The following is a 15921-nucleotide window of genomic DNA, read 5'->3' as shown; positions in this document are numbered from 1 at the left end:
ACCGAGGTTACGCCGCCGGGCCGGTTAGACTGGCCGGACACGTGGACCCCAGCCCCCGGTCACCACGGGTTTCCGGAGAGGGGCGCGGGATGTCCGTGGAGAACCAGCCGAAGGTCGATGTACCGCAAGTCCTTGCGCTGCCCGGGGTTTCACGGGTGCGCACGCTGGTGAGCGCCGGGCTCGTGACCGTCGAGGTCTCCGGTGCGCTCAGCCCGGCGGGCGACGCGGTGCTCACCGCGCACCTCACCGAAGCCGTGACTCTGCGCGCCGCGGCCGTGGTGGTGGACCTGACGGCGTGCACCGCCCTCGGCCCGGAGTCCGTCGCCGCCCTCGCCGGCGACCGGTTCCGCGTGCGCGCCGGAAACCCCGGTGTGACAACCGTCCTCGACCGGGCGGGAATCGCCCACGAAACCCCCGACGACTCCGTGGAATCTTCCCCGCCCGGCCCGGCGACCGTCATCCGGTCCGGCGCCGCACGCTGAACCCGCTCAGGCGCGCCGATGGCGCCCGACGTGAAAAACCCGCCACGGCAACGAACGCGGCCGGTTCCCTGCCGAATGGCTGTTGCGACCCGGCGCCGCGTCGGTGACGTCCGTGACCGGAACCAGCTTGCTGGACCCCGGATCGGGGGTTTCGGCGTCCACGATCGGCACGTGCGAAACCGCCGCCGTGTCGACGCATTCGCCCGCGACCACTCCGGTCCGCACCGTCACCCCGTCGTCTTCCCGCGCCAGGTAGGCGAACTTGCGCCCCACCGCGAACGGCCCGGTTTCCGTCTCGATTCCGTTGGTCATCCGCCGCCTCCACCCTTCACCGGCCCAGGTCTGCGAAGCCGGGTCCGGGGCCTCGTCGGCGAATCTACCCCATGATGTGCGGTTTCCGGGTTTTTCACCCGAACAGTCGCACCGTCCTCAGTGGATCACCAGGGTGGCCAAGGCGTTTCGCCGGCCAGGTTCGCGCCCCCGGAAGGCGGACGGGCGTCGAGGATGTCCGTGGCCCGCACCAGGCTGACCGGGGTGTCGGCGGCGGTTCCGCGCGGCCGCACCGGGACCCAGGTGGTGCTGGTGTGCTCGTCGCGCAGGCCGCGGCCGACGATCGTGCCCGTCTTCTCCTGCCACGAAGGTTCCGCGGAATCCCTTGCGGCACGGCGCACCCGGCACCGATACCGCACTTGCCAGCCCGGTGGATACCCGCCGCCGTGGCGCAGCGGCCAGTCGTGAAAAGTGTTCCCGGTCTTCACATCGCCGCCCTCGATGGACGGATCGCGCGGACTGTCGTCCCCCAACACCGCCGGTCACCCCGCTCCCGCGTGCAAGCCATCGCCGGTCGCCGGGGTCCTGGGCAAGAAGCTCACAGAGTAGGCGCGTGCAGGCCGGTGGTCGTTCGGCCACCCGGGTGGTTCCGGCAAGCGGCCGAGCACAGTCCGTGTCCGAATCGAAGATCCACAGTGGACCGGAACCGCTTCGGAGCCCCCCGAGGAAGCGTTTTCCCGCTGCCCGTCACCCCACCGGGCAAGCCCGGAACGGGATATGCTGAAGGGTCCCCGCCCCGGCCCCCGGCGGCGGCCCGCGCGGCCGAAAGAACGGAGGGCCCGATGACCGCCTCTGCCCACGCGCCTCTGTTGTCACGCGCCCCTGCCCCACGCCCCTGTGCTCCATACCACTGTGCGCCATACCCCTGTGCCCCAGGCGCCGGCGCCGTCATCCCGGGCGGGCAGCCGTGAAGCGCACGACGGTGCCGTCCGTCGCCGACCTGCACAGCGCCCACGAGCTCCCCGACGACCAGCGCCGCCACGTGGTCCGCCTGGTCGCCTCGGCGGCCGAGGACGTCGACGACTGCGCGCTGCTGCTCGCGATCCTCGGCCTCGACGCCGCCGACGGCCTCGACGAGGACCACCACTGACGAATCCGTGTCAGGAAGCCGTTTCCAGGGCCAGCAACGCGAGTTTTGCTTCCTCGCCACCGCGGTACCGCCCGGAACTGCCGTCGGAACGCACCACCCGGTGGCACGGCACGACGAGCGGCACCGGATTGCGCGCGCATGCCGTCCCGACGGCGCGCACCGCCTTGGGACTGCCGGCCGCGGCCGCGACTTCGGCGTAGCTTCGCGTGCTGCCGTACGGGATCTCGCCGAGCCGCTGCAGCACCTCGCGGCGGAAACCCTTGGCCAGCCGCAGATCCACGGCGACGTCGAACGTCTCCCGCCGTCCGGTGAAGTACTCGTCGAGCTCACGCGACACTGTGTCCAGACGGGCCGGCGCGGCGAGCACCCGCGGGCTGATCGCCGCGGCCAGCTCGGCGAGCACGGAACCGTGGTCCTCCACGGAGAACGCGACCCGCACGAGCCCGGCACCGGTCGCGGCCAGCAGCAGCGGGCCGACCGGCGAGTCGACCGTGCGGTACGCGACGTCGAGCAGACCGTCGCGTTCGGCCGCGGCGAGCAGCCGGGCGCGCAGGCGGTCCTGCGCGGCTTCGTCGTCTGCCGGCAGCGCGGCGAACAGATCGGTGGTCATGGCGCTGCTCCTTCCAGCTCGCCTCGGCGCGACGCCGCCCGCAGGGCCTTCACCCCGTCGGCGGCCGCGCGGCGGGCGGCGGCCGCGGTGCCGCCCGTGATGGCGGCGACGTCCTCGTACGGGAACCCGCCGAGGTAGTGGTAGGCAACGGCCGCCCGCTGCTTGTCCGGCAACGCGGCCAGCGCGTCCCACAGATCACCGTCCCAGTCCTCCGGCCGGCCGGTGCGGCTCGGCTCGTCGGGGGTCCGCTCCACGGGCACGGCGTGCCGCGCGCGGGCGCGGGTGATGTCCACGGCCTTGCGATGCGCGATGGTGACCAGCCACGCCGCCACGTTCGCGTCGCCCGGCAGTTCGGGATAGGCCTTGAGCGCGGCCAGGAACGTCTCGGACCAGGCGTCCTCGGCGTCGTGCGGGCCCACCACCGCCCGGCAGACCCGCAGCACCATGGGCCCGTGGGCGGTGACGACCTCGTCGAACGGGCGCGCGCTCAGAACAGCCTGCCGTCGTCTTCGGCGGGCGGCTCCTCCAGGCTCAGCAGGAACCGCTTGCGGTCCATGCCACCCGCGTACCCCGTCAGGCCGCCGCTCGCGCCGACCACGCGGTGGCACGGCACGACGATGCTGATCGGGTTCCAGCCGTTCGCGTTGCCGACCGCCTGCGCGGCGCCGGGGTCGCCCAGCTCGGCGGCGAGCTCGCCGTACGTGCGCTTCTCGCCGTACGGGATCTTCGTGAGCAAGTCCCACACCTTGCGCTCGAAGCCGGACCCGCGTGGCGCCAGCTCGAGATCGAACTCCCGGCGTTCGCCCGCGAAGTACTCCCCCAGCTGCCGGATCGCCTCGCCGAAGCCCTCGTCCGAGCGCGGCCCCAGGCTCGCCAGCCGCGGTTCGCGCTTGTGGCCCTCGAAGTAGAGCCCGACGAGCGCCGTGCCGTCCGCGACCAGCGTGAGGTCGCCGACCGGCGACGCCGTGACCGTGTGCCGAACGCTCATGTCCCCGTTCCCTTCTTCTCGCCTCTCCCCGGGTAGACGCGCGGGCGCGCCGAAACGTGAGATCCGCGAGGCGAGCGGTTTCCCCGCCGCGCCACGATAGTCCGGCGAAGTCCGGGACGACCGGCCGGACGAGCCGCTAACGTCGCCGTCGGTACGCCGTCGCAAGCCGTCGGTACGCCGTCGTAAGCCGTGGAACGCTGTCGTGGGAGGAACGCATGGACCCGAACCTGCTGTCGGCCGGGCAGCTCGCCGCGGCTCTGCGGGCCGGCGAGGTGACGGCCGTCGAGCTGGCCGAGTCCGCGATCGAGCGCATCGGGAAGTACGACGGAGCCGTAAACGCGATCTGCGTGCCCGATTTCGACCGCGCACTCGACGCCGCCCGCGCGGCCGACGCGGCGCGCGCCCGCGGTGAGGACGGTCCGCTGCTCGGCGTGCCGATCACGGTCAAGGAGTCGTTCAACGTGGCCGGGCTGCCGACCACGTGGGGTCTCCCGCCGTTCGCGGGCTTCGTCCCGACTCAGGACGCGCTGCCCGTCGCCCGGCTCAAGGCGGCCGGCGCGGTGCTGCTGGGCAAGACCAACGTGCCGCTCGCCCTCGGCGATCTGCAGACCTACAACGACATCTACGGCACCACGGCGAACCCGTTCGACGTCGCCCGCACCCCCGGTGGTTCGTCCGGCGGCTCGGCGGCCGCGCTGGCCGCGGGGTTCGGCGCGCTGTCGATGGGTTCGGACATCGGCGGCTCGCTGCGCACGCCCGCGCACTTCTGCGGGGTCTACGCGCACAAACCGTCGTACCGGCTGCTGCCGTCGCGGGGTCACACACCGCCGCCGGCCCCCGCGCTGCCGACCGAGGTGGACCTGGCGGTGATCGGCCCGATGGCGCGCAGCGGGGCCGACCTGGGCGTGCTGCTCGACCTGCTCGCCGAGCCGGATCCGCTCACGCTCGGGGTCGCCTACGAGCTGCGCCTGCCGCCGGCCCGCCACGAGCGCCTGGCGGAGTTCCGCGTGCTCGTGCTCGAAGACCACCCGGACATGCCGACGTCGGCGAGCGTGCGTGCCGGCCTCGCCCGCGTGGCCGGCGCACTCACGGCGGCCGGCGCCCGCGTCGACCACGGCAGCGCGCTGCTGCCCGACCTGACCGAGTCGGCGCGGCTGTACCTGCGGCTGCTGTTCGCCACCTTCGGCACGAACTTCCCCGCCGAGGTCTACGAGCGGTTCGGCCGGCTGCTGGCGGACCTCGCGCCGGACGACGACAGCCTCCACGCCGCCCGCGTGCGCGGCACCCGGCTGAGCTACCGCGACTGGTTCGCGGCCGACCTGGCCCGCGAACGGCAGCGGCACTCCTGGCGCGCGGTCTTCGCCGAGTACGACGTGGTGCTCTGCCCCGTCTCGCCGACCCCCGCGTTCCCCCACGACCACTCACCGCACCAGGAGCTGCGGCACGTCCTCGTCGACGGCGCCGAGCACCCCTACGGCGACCAGCTGGTGTGGGCCGGCCTCGCCACCCTGCCGGGCCTGCCGGCCACGGTCGTCCCGACCGGCCTCGACGACGCGGGCCTGCCGGTCGGGGTCCAGCTCGTGGGGCCGATGTTCGAGGACCGCACGCCCCTGCGCCTGGCCGAGCTGCTGGAGCGCGAGATGGGCGGGTTCACCGCACCGGACCTCGAACGCGGGTAGCCGCTAACCCGGCGGGGCCATCGACTCGAACTCGAGCGCGCCGAGCAACGCCAGCCGCGCGGCGGACTCCGTGCCGGGACGCGCCGTGCAGACGACGATGCGCAGGTCGCCGTGGCGGCTGGCGAGCACGTCGCGGTCGAGGTCGAGGCGCCCGACGTCGGGGTGGACCACGGTCAGGCACGTCGGCTGGCGGGCGAGGCCGTCGACGCCCGGGGCGTCCCACCGGGTGCGGAACCCCTCGCTCGCGGAGCCGACCCGGCCGACCAGGGCCGCCAGGTCGGGGTCACGTGGGTAGCGCGACTGCGCCAGGCGCAGGTCGGCGACCAGCGCGGTCTCGTAGTCCTCGCGTTCGGCCGCGGTCAGCACCGTGCGCGTGGGGCAGCCGGTGAAGTGGCGCCACACGGCGTTGCGCTCGTCGTCGCGCGCGGCGGGCTCGCCCAGCAGCGCGACCCAGGGCCGGTTCCACGCGATGAGCGTCCACATCGCGTCGTGCACGGCGATCGGGTGGTCGTCGAGGCGTTCCAGCAGCCGCCGCGTGCTTTCGGGGACCAGCCGTCCCACGCGGCCGCCGCCCAGCTCGTGGCCGGCGAGCCGGAACAGCCGTTCCTGCTCGGCGTCGGACAGGTGCAACGCCCGCGCGAGCGCGACGCACACCTGCACCCCGGGAGCCGGCGCGCGGCCCTGTTCCAGGCGAACGACGTGGTCGACCGAGAGCCCGGCCAGCACGGCCAGCTCCTCGCGCCGCAGCCCGCGCGCCCGTCTCGGCCCGTGCACCGGCAGGCCGGCCCGGCCGGGTACCAGCCGTTCCCGCCAGCCCCGCAGCGTCGACGCCAGCTCGTCCGGGCTGTTCACACCACCCATCCTCGCAAATCGCGGCCGGTGATCCTACCGCCGCTTTTCGCAAGCACAGGAAGGCGTTCGGCTCCGGACGGGTCCGCCACCCGCCCGGAGCCGCACGTCCGGCCGCAGGACACCCGCCCTGCGACCCCGGACTTCAGTGACGCAGGCCGGCCTGCTTCAGCAGCGGCATCACGTTGTCGCCGAAGTACTTCAGCTCCTCGTTGTAGTCGATGAGGCCGAAGATCATGCCTTCCATCCCGGCCTCGTTGAGCGCGCCGAGCTCCTCGGTGACCTGCTCCGGGGTTCCCACGATCGGGTAGCCGCCCCAGCCGGCGATGAAGCGCTCCTGCATCTCCTTCACCGCGTGGTCGAACGACTGGCTCGCGCCCGACCCGGCGATCTTGATGACGTTGCCCGCGGCACCCCAGTCGCCCTCGTCGACGACCTGCTGGAAGGCCCGCTTGGCCTCCTCCTCGGTGTCGCGGCAGACGACGAGCCCGTAGGTCATCACCTTGATGTCGCGCTGGTAGTCGTCGCGGGCCTTGGCCTTGACCTTCGCGGTGTAGGCCTTGATGTTCTCCAGCGTGTCGAGCGAGGCGAAGTTGATGTCGACGTTGCGCGCGGAGAACTCGATGCCCGCGGGCGAGTTGCCCGCGTTGAGCAGCGCCGGGCGCGGGGCCTGGTGCGGCTTCGGGTAGGCCTCGACGTCGTTGCCCTGGAAGTACTTCGAGGCGACGTCGAACGAGCCGGGCTCCGTCCACAGCCGGACGGCGTAGTCGATCCACTCCTGGCCGAACGCGTAGCGCTCGTCGTGCTGGCGCTGCTCGCCGCCGAACATCTCCATCTCCGGCGGCACCCAGCCCATCACCAGGTTGAGCGCGAACCGCCCGCCCGAGATGTGGTCGATCGTGGTGGCGGCCTTCGCCGCGACGATCGGGTGCACGGTCGGCAGGTGCGAGGTCGACGCGATGGCGATCCGCTCCGTCGCCTCGGCCAGGCCGGCGGCCCAGGCGTAGGTCTCGAAGCAGTTGCCGTTGAAGTTCGTCGAGCCGCCGAAGCCCTTCCAGCGCGCGACGGGCACCAGCACGTCGAAGCCGAGGCCGTCGGCGCGCTGGGCGATCTCGCGCGTGTGCTCCCAGGTGATCTTGTAGGTGCTCGGGGCGTGGCTCATGATCAGCCCGTAGGAGCAGTTGGTGCCGAACAGGCCCAGCTTCATCTTCTGGTCGCCGAACAGCGGGTTCGTCTCGGCCCGGTCCACCAGCGGCCGGGTCTCGTCGGCCGGGCGCGGGTCCGTCGGGGCGAGGCCGAGCCGTTCGTTGGCGGTCATCGTCATGGGGGGTCTCCTTCGCGGAATGGGGGTGGCTCAGCCGAGCTGGAACGGGTCGCGGGTGCCGCCGGTGAGCTCGACGAACACGGACTTGTTCTCCGTGTACTCGTTGATCGCGTCGACGCCGTTCTCCCGGCCGATGCCGCTGGCGCCGAAGCCGCCGAAGGGCATGTTCGGGGCGATCACGCGGTAGGCGTTGATCCACACGGTGCCGGCGCGCAGCTTCGCGGCGACGCGGTGGGCGCGGTGCACGTCCTTCGTCCAGACCGCACCGGCCAGGCCGTAGGGGGTGTCGTTGGCGAGCTTGAGCGCCTCGTCCTCGTCGTGGAACGGGTAGACGGCCAGCACCGGGCCGAACACCTCCTCGCGGACGATGGTGTTCTCCGGCGTGACGCCCGTGACGACGGTCGGCTTCACGAACAGGCCGCCGCGAGCGGCGTCGGGCTCACCACCGCAGGCGAACGTGGCGCCCTCGGCGGCCGCGCCCTGCAGGTAGCCGAGCACCTTCTCGTACTGCGGCCGGTTGGCGACCGGGCCCATCTCGGTGGCGGCGTCGGTCGGGTCGCCGAGCTTGATGGCGCTGGCCCGCGCGACGACCTTCTCGACCAGCGCGTCGTGGACGTCGGCGTGCACGATCAGGCGCGAGCCGGCCATGCAGGTCTGCCCGGTGGCCGCGAACACGCCCGCGACCAGGCCGTTGGCGGCCGCGTCGAGGTCGGCGTCGGGGAACACGACCTGCGGCGACTTCCCGCCGAGCTCCAGCGTCACTCGGTTGAAGTTCGCGACGGCGGCCTGCGCGACCTTGGCACCGGTCGCCGACGAGCCCGTGAACGCGACCTTGTCGATGCCCGGGTGCTTGGCCAGGGCCTCACCGGTGGCGCGGTCCCAGCCGGTGACCACGTTGAGCACGCCCGCGGGCAGCCCGGCCTCGTGCAGCACCTCGGCGAACGCGACGGTCGAGGCCGGCGCGTGCTCCGACGGCTTGACCACCATCGTGCAGCCCGCCGCGAGCGCGGGGGCGAGCTTGAACGTGAGCAGCAGCAGCGGCGAGTTCCACGGCGTGATGGCGCCGACGACACCGACCGGTTCGCGCCGGGTGTAGCCGAAGTAGTTCGGGTTCACCGGCGGGACCGTGCGGCCCTCGATCTTGTCGGCCAGGCCGGAGAAGTAGTAGTACCACTGCGGCAGGCTGTTGAGCTGGCCGAGCATCTCGCGCAGCAGCTTGCCCGAGTCGTTGACCTCCAGCCGGGCGAGACGCTCGGCGTTGGCGGCGATCGCGTCGCCGCAGCGGCGGATGATCGCGGCGCGCTGGAAGCCGGTCATCGCGCCCCACTCGCCTTCGAACGCCGCCCGGGCCGATGCGACGGCCTCGTCGACGTCCTCGGGACCGCCGTCCGCGAGCCGGGCCCACGGCCGGCCGGCGTAGGGGTCCTGCGACTCGAAGGTCCGGCCCGAGCGGGCGTCGACGGACTTGCCGTGGATGAAGAGCTTGAGTTCCTCCAGCGATGGCGCTGAGGTGGTCGTCATCGACCTCTCCTTCGTTGCAGGGGGCTGGCGCCTGGGGACGCCGGGAAACGCTAGGGATCGGCGGCGGCCCGCCGATATCCCCGGACGGCAGCCGCGGATCCCCTCAGCGCGAAGGAGCCCGTCCCACCCGGCGAGACGAGAAGCACACCCGGCCGGGCAGTGCTGCACTCAGCGGATAGCGCCACGCGCTTTCGGGCTAGTAGGGGGCCGCGGCGACCACCTAGTGTCGAGCTGGCCCGGAGCACCGGCCTCGCCGTTCGAGGCCGCCGGAGAAGAACCGACACTGAGCAGAGACGACACAAGGAGGTGTCGGATGGCTGCCCGTCCTGAGGCCGTCCCGGCCGAGGCGCCGCTGTCGCGCTACCGGGTGCTCGGCACCCGCTCGCTGGAGGAGGCCCGCGACGCGGTCACCAGGATCTACCTGGACCACGACCTGACCGTGCCCGGCAACGAGCTCGACATGACGCTGAACTCGACCGCCGACCGCATGTTCACCGTCGGCTACCTCAGCTACCAGTCGTGCGCGAAGCTCGTGATGCCGCCGACCGAGGACTGCTACCACGTCAACCTCACCATCGCCGGCCGCACGGACGCCGACCGCACCGACGGGCGCCGCGCCACCACGCGGGCGCGCACCAGCGGCGTCGTGCTGCTGCCCGACCAGGTCAACACCGTGCGCTGGTCGCCGGACGCGGCGCAGCTCATCCTCAAGATCGGCCGCCGGACGCTGGAGGCCCACCTCGGCGAGCACCTCAACCGCCCCGTCGACGAGGTGCTCGACTTCGACTTCGGCATCGACTTCACCACGCCCGCGGGCAGCACCCTGCTCTCGTCGGTGGAGTTCCTCGCCCGCGAGCTCGACCGCCCCGGCGGCCTCGCCGACATGCCGATCGCGCGGGAGCAGCTCGAAGCGTTCGTGATGACGCAGCTGCTGCACGCCGGGCGCCACCAGTTCGCCGACGACCTCGCCGCGCCCGACGATCCCGTGCGCCAGAGCCGGCTCGGCCCGGTGATCGAGTACATGGAGGCCCACGCCGACGAGCCGCTCACCCCGCAGGAGCTGGCGAAGGTCGGCTGCATGAGCGTGCGCACGCTGCACGCCACGTTCCAGCAGGTGCTGGGCGAGTCGCCGATGAACCACCTGCGCCGCATCCGGCTCGACCACGTGCGGGCCGAGCTGCTGCGCAGCGACCCGGCCCTCACGCGCGTCACGGACATCGCGCTGCGCTGGGGTTTCTTCCACCAGAGCCGCTTCGCGCAGCAGTACCGGGAACGCTTCGGTGAGCTGCCGCGCGAAACGCTGCGGGCGGTCTCGGCGTGAGCCTCAGTCCCGCACGCTGATCCCGTACGCGCCGCGGTGGAACAGCAGCGGCGCCCGCGAAGGATCCGCACCCAGCGCTTGCACGCGGGCGGCGACGATCGTGTGGTCCCCGCCCGCGTACTCGTGTTCCAGCGTGCAGTCGATCCACGCGGCCACCCCGTCGAGGATCGGCGCGCCGGACGGGGCCGGGCGCCAGGCGACGCCCGCGTACTTGTCGGTGCCCGAGCGGGCGAAGGCGGTGCTCAGCTCGGCGTGGTCCTCGGCGAGGACGTTGACGCAGAAGCGCCCGGCGGCCCGGATCTTCGGCCAGCTCGTGGACGAGCGGGCGGGCGCGAACGACACCAGCGGCGGGTCGAGGGAGAGCGAGCTGAACGACTGGCAGGTGAACCCGGCGGGGCCGCCCGGCGCCGGCGCCGTGACGATCACGACGCCGGAGGCGAAGTGCCCGAGGACCTCGCGCATGTGCGTGGGCTCGACCTGCGGCGGCTCGCTGCTTGTCCGGTTGTCCATGCGCCGCAACGGTAAGAGCAGTTCCGGCCCGGCACCATCCGCCAACCGCGGGCGAATAGCCGCGGCGCGCGGACCGGCTTCGCGCGGCGGCGCACAGGACGGATAGTCCGCCACCGCGATCGGATATCTCGCCGCGCACCCGCGTTCCTACGGTGTGCGTCGTGTCTGCCACCGACCTCCCCGCCGGCGCCCTCGCCGGGATCCGCGTCCTCGAGCTCGGCACGCTCATCGCCGGCCCGTTCTGCGGCCGGCTGCTCGCCGACCACGGCGCGGACGTGATCAAGCTCGAAGCCCCCGACCGGCCCGACCCGCTGCGCGTGTGGGGCCAGGCCGAGCTCGACGGGCACCACTTCTTCTGGACCGTCCACGCCCGCAACAAGCGCTGCGTCACGCTCGACCTGCGCCGTCCGCAAGGCCGAGAGCTGTTCCTGCGCCTCGCCGACACTGCCGACGTCGTGGTCGAGAGCTTCCGCCCCGGCACGCTCGAACGCTGGGGCCTCGGCTTCGACGTGCTCGTCGAGCGCAACCCCGGCCTGATCCTCGCCCGGGTCTCCGGCTACGGGCAGACCGGCCCGCACGCCGAGCGGCCCGGCTACGCGTCGGTGGCCGAGGCGGTCGGCGGAATGCGCTACCTCAACGGGTTCCCGGGCGGCCCGCCGCCGCGCGCGGCGCTGTCGCTGGGCGACTCGCTCGGCGGGATGTTCGCCGCGCAGGGCGTGCTCGCGGCGCTGCACGCGCGCAGCACCAGCGGACGCGGCCAGGTCGTGGACGTCGCGCTGGCCGAGGCGTGCCTGGCGATGCTCGAGTCCGTGATCCCCGACTACGACGCCACGGGCCTGGTGCGCGAACCGTCGGGCACCCGCCTCGACGGGCTCGCGCCGTCCAACCTCTACCGCTGCGCCGACGAACGCTGGATCGTCATCGCCGCCAACCAGGACACGGTGTTCGCGCGGCTGTGCACGGCGATGGGCCGCGAGGACCTCGTGACCGACCAGCGGTTCGCCACCCACGTGGCGCGCGGGCGCAACCAGGACCAGATCGACGCGCTCGTCGGCGAATGGGCCGCCCGCCACGATTCCGCCACGCTCACGTCGATCCTCGAAGCCGCCGGCGTGGTCGTCGGGCCGGTCGCCACCGTCGCCGACGTGGTGGCCAACCCGCAGTTCCGGGCGCGCGACATGCTGCTGCCGCATTTCGACGACGCGATCGGCAAGGAAGTGCTGGGCCCCGGGGTGATGCCGGTGCTGAGCGGCACGCCGGGCGCGGTGCGCTGGGCCGGTCCCGCGCACCCGGGCACGCACAACGCGGAGGTCTACACCGGACTGCTCGGCCTCACCGGCGCCGAGCTGGCCGAGCTCACCGAAGCCGGAATCGTCTGAGAGGCAAGCAATGAGTCCCGTGAACCTGCGCGAAGTCGGGCTGCGCGACGGCCTTCAGCTCGAAGCGCCGATCCCGCTCGCCGCCAAGCTGGACATCCTCGAGGCAGTGGCCGCCACGGGCGTGCGGCGCGTCGAGGTGACGTCGTTCGTCTCCCCTGCCGCCGTGCCCGCGCTCGCCGACGCCGAGCAGCTCGCGGCCGAGCTCGGCCGCTGGCCCGAACTCGCGTTCTCCGCGCTGGTGGCCGGCCGCGGCGGCGCGCGCCGGGCCGTGGCCGCCGGGATGGCCGACCTCGAGTACGTGATCTCCGCGTCCGACGGGCACAGCCTCGCCAACGCGCGCCGGACGACCGACGAGGCCGTCGCCGCGGTGCCGGAGGTCGCGAAGCTCGCGCACGACGCGGGCGGGCGGCTGGAGGCCATCCTCGCCGTGGCGTGGGACTGTCCTTTCGACGGGCGCACGCCGGTGAGCCGCACCGTGGACCTCGCGCGCCGGGCCGTCGACCTCGGCGCGGACGAGCTGTGCTTCGGCGACACCATCGGCACCACCGTGCCCGGGCGGGTCACCGAGCTGCTGGGCCGCGTGCGCGAGGCGTGCCCGGACGTCGAGCTCGGCGTGCACTTCCACAACACCCGCGGCTCCGGGCTCGCGTGCGTGCTCGCCGCGCTGCAGGCCGGGGTCACGAAGATCGACGCGTCGGTCGGCGGGCTCGGCGGCTGCCCGTTCGCGCCCGGCGCGAGCGGGAACATCGCCACCGAGGAGGTCGTGTACCTGCTCGAAGAGTCCGGTGTGGACACCGGACTCGACCTCGGCAAGGTGCTCGAAGCCGCCGCGGTGGTGGAACGCGCCGTGGGACACGGGCTGCCGAGCAACCTCTACCGCGCCGGCGGCCCGAACCGGCCGCGCGGGCGCGGCTGACCGATACGCACAACGGCCATTCCGCTGCGGGTTACGGCTATCCCGGCCGTCGCGGTGCTCGTAACCTCACGCCGGAGCGACCCCGACCTCCCAGGAGCCGACGATGACCCAGCCACCCACCCCGGCCGGCCTGCCCTCGACGCTGGCGGTGCAGCGCGCGGTCGCGGCGCTCGCGGCGGGCCGGATGATCGTGGTGACGGACGCGGCCGACCGGGAGAACGAGGGCGATCTGGTGTTGCCCGCCGCCGTCGCCGACGCGGAGCAGCTCGCGTTCATCGTGCGCCACACCACCGGCATCGTGTGCGCGCCGATGACCGCCGAGCGCGCCGACGCGCTGCGCCTGCCGCCGATGGTCGAGGACAACACCGACGCCCACGGCACCGCGTTCACCGTCACCGTCGACCACGTCGGCAGCGGCACGGGAGTGTCGGCGGCGGACCGGGCCAAGACGTTGCGCGCGCTCGCCGCACCGGGCACCCGCGCCGGCGAGCTGCGGCGGCCCGGGCACGTGTTCCCGTTGCGCGCCAGGGAAGGCGGGGTGCTCGTGCGCGCCGGGCACACCGAGGCCGCCGTCGACCTGCTGCGCCTGGCCGGGCAGGAACCGGTGGGCGTGATCGGCGAGATCGTCGCCGAGGACGGCTCGATGTGCCGCGGCGAGCGGCTCACGCGGTTCGCGGCCGAGCACGACCTGCCGGTGCTCGCGATCGCCGACCTCGTGCGCTACCGGCGGGCCACGGAACGGTTCGTGGAGCACGTCGCCACCTCCGCCATGCCCACCGTCTTCGGTGACTTCCGGGCCGTCGCCTACCGGTCCACCACGGACGGCACCGAGCACCTCGCCCTCGTCCACGGCGACGTGGCCGCCGCGAGCCGCGGCCCGCGCGGCGCCCTCGTGCGCGTGCACAGCGAATGCCTCACGGGCGACATCGTCGGCTCCCTGCGCTGCGACTGCGGAGCGCAGCTCGAACAAGCCCTGCGCACCATCGCCGCCGAGGGCGCGGGCGCCGTGGTCTACCTCCGCGGCCACGAGGGCCGCGGCATCGGGCTGGCGCACAAGATCCGCGCCTACGCGCTGCAGGAGACCGGCCTGGACACCGTCGACGCCAACACCGCCCAGGGCCTGCCCGTCGACTCCCGCTCCTACGGCGTCGGCGCCCAGATCCTCGCCGACCTCGGCATCACGCGCCTGCGCCTGATCACCAACAACCCCGCCAAATACGGCGGTCTCGACGGCTACGGCCTCGAGATCGTCGACCGCGTCGGCCTGCCCGCCGCCGCGACGGCGCACAACCTGCGTTACCTGCGGACCAAGCAGCAGCGCCTCGGCCACACCCTCGACGTCGACGAGAGCACCGGCTGAGCCGTTACCGAACCAGTACGCGCCGCGGACAATCCGCGCACACCCGCCCGGCACCGTCGGTCCCGACGAAGATCGACGGTGCAGTCCACGGAAAGGCGGACGACGTGGCCAAGGGTGCGGCTGTGGTACTGGCGGTTCTGGCGGTGCCGTTCACGACGGCGGTGGCCCCGCCACCGGCGCAAGGCCTGCAGTGGCAGCAATGCGCGAAGATCGCCGAAGGCTGGGCGAACGGCGAAGCGAGCGAGTGCGCGACGGTCCGCGTACCGCTGGACTACCGCCGGCCCGGCGGCCGGCAGCTCACCATCGCCGTCAGCCGGGTCCGCGCGACCGATCCGGCACACCGGCAAGGCGTGGTGCTCGTCAACCCGGGCGGACCCGGCGAGCAGGGCACGACCTTCCCGGACGAGCTCACGCGGACCGAGCTGGCCGGGATCGGCCGCACGCACGACCTGATCGGGTTCGACATCCGCGGTTCGGACTACAGCGACAAGATCGGCTGCCCCGAACTGGATCCGGCGAACGTGCCGCGGCCGCCCGCCACCGACACCGCCGAGCAGCGCTTCAAGGACCAGGCGAAGGCCGTCGCGGACCGGGTGCGCACCTGCGCCGGGAAGGACCCCGAGCTGGCCCGGTCGATGACCACGGCCAACATCGCCCGCGACATGGACGTGATCCGCCGGGCGCTGGGCGAGGAGAAGATCGGCTACTTCGGCAACTCGTGGGGCACGGCACTCGGCACCGCCTACCGCAGCCTGTTCGGCGGCCACGTCGACCGGATGCTCCTGGACTCGGTGCTCGCGCCGGGCGAGGCCGTCAGGCGGTCCGACGACCAGGCCGCCGCGGCCGAAGCACACTTCGACGACTTCACCCGCTGGCTCGCCGATCGCGACGCGACGTACGGGTTCGGCGGCACCGCCGCGGCCGTCTCGCAGGCCCTGCTCGCGTTGCGGGGCCGGCTCGCGGCCCAGCCCCTGGCCGACCGCGACGACCACTGGGCCAACCGGCAACTGCTCGCCTCCCGCACCGACTGGGCCGCAGCCGCGCAAGCACTCGCCGACGCCCGCGACGGAACGCCGCCGGCGGCCACGGCACCGCCCGCGGCCGCACCGGCCGGCAACGGGTTCGACGTCGGCTACCGAGACGGGGAGATCGGGTTCGTCCTGGCCGCCGTGAACTGCAACGACTCCCCCGGCGCCCGCGACGTCGACCAGGCGTGGGCGCACGGGCTCGAGCTCGCCGCCCGGTACCCGGTGGCCGCCTACGAACCCGGTGGCGACGCGCGGTGCGCCGGCTGGCCGTTCGCGCCGCAGCCCACCGCGCTCGTACGCGGCTCCAGCCCGCTGCAGCTCGTCGGGCACGAGTTCGAGACCAACACCCCGTTCCCGTGGGCCCGCGAGATGCAGGCGAAGGTCGGTGGCGCGCTCCTGACCGTGACCGACGACGTGCACTCGTCGTTCGCCCACCTCCCGTGCGCGGCCGACGGCGTCGAGTTCTTCACCACCGGGGCGACGTCGAACGGCACGTGTTCCGGGTAGTCCTTTGTGGACCCCTGCGCACCCCTG

At 73.2% G+C, this 15921-nt stretch carries 17 protein-coding genes; 8 read left to right on the top strand and 9 right to left on the bottom strand.

Going from position 1 to position 15921, the window contains the following annotated elements; all coding sequences use genetic code 11:
- The first annotated feature begins 89 nt into the window (after positions 1-89).
- The gene (locus AB0878_RS30410; RefSeq protein ID WP_366583649.1) at positions 90-482 is read left to right on the top strand and encodes a hypothetical protein; all 393 of its coding nucleotides are present in this window, start codon (positions 90-92) and stop codon (positions 480-482) included.
- 6 nt (positions 483-488) lie between these two features.
- Here the strand turns inward: AB0878_RS30410 and AB0878_RS30405 are convergent, their stop codons facing one another.
- Both AB0878_RS30405 and AB0878_RS30400 read right to left on the bottom strand, forming a co-directional pair.
- Complete coding sequence (locus AB0878_RS30405) at positions 489-794, bottom strand: hypothetical protein (protein WP_366583648.1); 306 nt, start codon at positions 792-794, stop codon at positions 489-491.
- Between the two features lie 125 nt (positions 795-919).
- Positions 920-1153, bottom strand: coding sequence for a hypothetical protein (locus tag AB0878_RS30400; protein WP_366583647.1), 234 nt, complete (start codon positions 1151-1153; stop codon positions 920-922).
- A gap of 566 nt (positions 1154-1719) precedes the next feature.
- Between AB0878_RS30400 and AB0878_RS30395 the strand changes: the two genes are divergently transcribed.
- Positions 1720-1902 carry a hypothetical protein gene (locus AB0878_RS30395; protein WP_366583646.1) on the top strand — a complete coding sequence of 61 codons (183 nt, stop codon included), beginning with the start codon at positions 1720-1722 and terminating at the stop codon, positions 1900-1902.
- 10 nt (positions 1903-1912) lie between these two features.
- Here the strand turns inward: AB0878_RS30395 and AB0878_RS30390 are convergent, their stop codons facing one another.
- The 3 genes from AB0878_RS30390 to AB0878_RS30380 are packed head-to-tail and all read right to left on the bottom strand — an operon-like array spanning position 1913 to position 3500.
- Positions 1913-2512, bottom strand: coding sequence for a methylated-DNA--[protein]-cysteine S-methyltransferase (locus tag AB0878_RS30390; RefSeq protein ID WP_366583645.1), 600 nt, complete (start codon positions 2510-2512; stop codon positions 1913-1915).
- A complete protein-coding gene (locus tag AB0878_RS30385; protein WP_366583688.1) occupies positions 2509-3003 on the bottom strand; it encodes a sigma-70 family RNA polymerase sigma factor in 495 nt (164 codons plus the stop codon). The genes AB0878_RS30390 and AB0878_RS30385 overlap by 4 nt, the downstream gene beginning before the upstream one ends.
- A complete protein-coding gene (locus AB0878_RS30380) occupies positions 3000-3500 on the bottom strand; it encodes a methylated-DNA--[protein]-cysteine S-methyltransferase (protein ID WP_366583644.1) in 501 nt (166 codons plus the stop codon). The genes AB0878_RS30385 and AB0878_RS30380 overlap by 4 nt, the downstream gene beginning before the upstream one ends.
- A gap of 215 nt (positions 3501-3715) precedes the next feature.
- Between AB0878_RS30380 and AB0878_RS30375 the strand changes: the two genes are divergently transcribed.
- Positions 3716-5179, top strand: a complete 1464-nt coding sequence (locus tag AB0878_RS30375) for an amidase (RefSeq protein ID WP_366583643.1) — start codon at positions 3716-3718, stop codon at positions 5177-5179.
- A 3-nt stretch (positions 5180-5182) separates the two neighbouring features.
- On the opposite strand, the gene AB0878_RS30370 is transcribed toward AB0878_RS30375, so the two are convergent.
- From AB0878_RS30370 to AB0878_RS30360, 3 genes are all read right to left on the bottom strand, one after another.
- A complete protein-coding gene (locus AB0878_RS30370) occupies positions 5183-6031 on the bottom strand; it encodes a helix-turn-helix domain-containing protein (RefSeq protein ID WP_366583642.1) in 849 nt (282 codons plus the stop codon).
- A 142-nt stretch (positions 6032-6173) separates the two neighbouring features.
- The gene (locus tag AB0878_RS30365; protein WP_366583641.1) at positions 6174-7352 is read right to left on the bottom strand and encodes an LLM class flavin-dependent oxidoreductase; all 1179 of its coding nucleotides are present in this window, start codon (positions 7350-7352) and stop codon (positions 6174-6176) included.
- Between the two features lie 30 nt (positions 7353-7382).
- The gene (locus tag AB0878_RS30360; protein ID WP_366583640.1) at positions 7383-8873 is read right to left on the bottom strand and encodes an aldehyde dehydrogenase; all 1491 of its coding nucleotides are present in this window, start codon (positions 8871-8873) and stop codon (positions 7383-7385) included.
- 313 nt (positions 8874-9186) lie between these two features.
- Here AB0878_RS30360 and AB0878_RS30355 point away from each other — a divergent pair, with 313 nt between their 5' ends.
- Positions 9187-10194, top strand: a complete 1008-nt coding sequence (locus tag AB0878_RS30355) for an AraC family transcriptional regulator (RefSeq protein WP_366583639.1) — start codon at positions 9187-9189, stop codon at positions 10192-10194.
- A 3-nt stretch (positions 10195-10197) separates the two neighbouring features.
- On the opposite strand, the gene AB0878_RS30350 is transcribed toward AB0878_RS30355, so the two are convergent.
- Positions 10198-10704: a flavin reductase family protein gene (locus AB0878_RS30350; protein ID WP_366583638.1), complete on the bottom strand. Its 507-nt coding sequence runs from the start codon at positions 10702-10704 to the stop codon at positions 10198-10200.
- Positions 10705-10865: 161 nt separating this feature from the next.
- Here AB0878_RS30350 and AB0878_RS30345 point away from each other — a divergent pair, with 161 nt between their 5' ends.
- The 4 genes from AB0878_RS30345 to AB0878_RS30330 all read left to right on the top strand — a co-directional run bounded on the left by AB0878_RS30345 (position 10866) and on the right by AB0878_RS30330 (position 15894).
- Positions 10866-12083 (top strand): CoA transferase, encoded by a 1218-nt coding sequence (locus AB0878_RS30345; RefSeq protein WP_366583637.1) that lies wholly within the window; start codon positions 10866-10868, stop codon positions 12081-12083.
- Between the two features lie 10 nt (positions 12084-12093).
- Complete coding sequence (locus AB0878_RS30340; protein ID WP_366583636.1) at positions 12094-12999, top strand: hydroxymethylglutaryl-CoA lyase; 906 nt, start codon at positions 12094-12096, stop codon at positions 12997-12999.
- 103 nt (positions 13000-13102) lie between these two features.
- The gene (locus AB0878_RS30335) at positions 13103-14359 is read left to right on the top strand and encodes a bifunctional 3,4-dihydroxy-2-butanone-4-phosphate synthase/GTP cyclohydrolase II (RefSeq protein ID WP_366583635.1); all 1257 of its coding nucleotides are present in this window, start codon (positions 13103-13105) and stop codon (positions 14357-14359) included.
- Positions 14360-14463: 104 nt separating this feature from the next.
- On the top strand, positions 14464-15894 hold the full coding sequence (locus tag AB0878_RS30330; protein ID WP_366583634.1) for an alpha/beta hydrolase: 1431 nt from the start codon (positions 14464-14466) through the stop codon (positions 15892-15894).
- Positions 15895-15921 lie beyond the last annotated feature (27 nt).

Origin of the sequence: Amycolatopsis sp. NPDC047767 (genome assembly GCF_040704195.1) — a bacterium.
In the GTDB taxonomy this organism is placed as follows: domain Bacteria; phylum Actinomycetota; class Actinomycetes; order Mycobacteriales; family Pseudonocardiaceae; genus Amycolatopsis.
The sequence above is the reverse complement of the archived record's forward strand: the minus strand, read 5'-3'. Positions and strand labels throughout refer to the sequence as shown.

Excerpts from the sequence above, each read along its gene's own strand:
- AB0878_RS30410 (WP_366583649.1), top strand. The coding sequence starts at position 90 with ATGTCCGTGGAGAACCAGCCGAAGGTCGATGTACCGCAAGTCCTTGCG.
- AB0878_RS30405 (WP_366583648.1), bottom strand. The coding sequence starts at position 794 with ATGACCAACGGAATCGAGACGGAAACCGGGCCGTTCGCGGTGGGGCGC.
- AB0878_RS30390 (WP_366583645.1), bottom strand. The coding sequence starts at position 2,512 with ATGACCACCGATCTGTTCGCCGCGCTGCCGGCAGACGACGAAGCCGCG.
- AB0878_RS30380 (WP_366583644.1), bottom strand. The coding sequence starts at position 3,500 with ATGAGCGTTCGGCACACGGTCACGGCGTCGCCGGTCGGCGACCTCACG.
- AB0878_RS30375 (WP_366583643.1), top strand. The coding sequence starts at position 3,716 with ATGGACCCGAACCTGCTGTCGGCCGGGCAGCTCGCCGCGGCTCTGCGG.
- AB0878_RS30365 (WP_366583641.1), bottom strand. The coding sequence starts at position 7,352 with ATGACGATGACCGCCAACGAACGGCTCGGCCTCGCCCCGACGGACCCG.
- AB0878_RS30360 (WP_366583640.1), bottom strand. The coding sequence starts at position 8,873 with ATGACGACCACCTCAGCGCCATCGCTGGAGGAACTCAAGCTCTTCATC.
- AB0878_RS30355 (WP_366583639.1), top strand. The coding sequence starts at position 9,187 with ATGGCTGCCCGTCCTGAGGCCGTCCCGGCCGAGGCGCCGCTGTCGCGC.
- AB0878_RS30350 (WP_366583638.1), bottom strand. The coding sequence starts at position 10,704 with ATGGACAACCGGACAAGCAGCGAGCCGCCGCAGGTCGAGCCCACGCAC.
- AB0878_RS30340 (WP_366583636.1), top strand. The coding sequence starts at position 12,094 with ATGAGTCCCGTGAACCTGCGCGAAGTCGGGCTGCGCGACGGCCTTCAG.
- AB0878_RS30335 (WP_366583635.1), top strand. The coding sequence starts at position 13,103 with ATGACCCAGCCACCCACCCCGGCCGGCCTGCCCTCGACGCTGGCGGTG.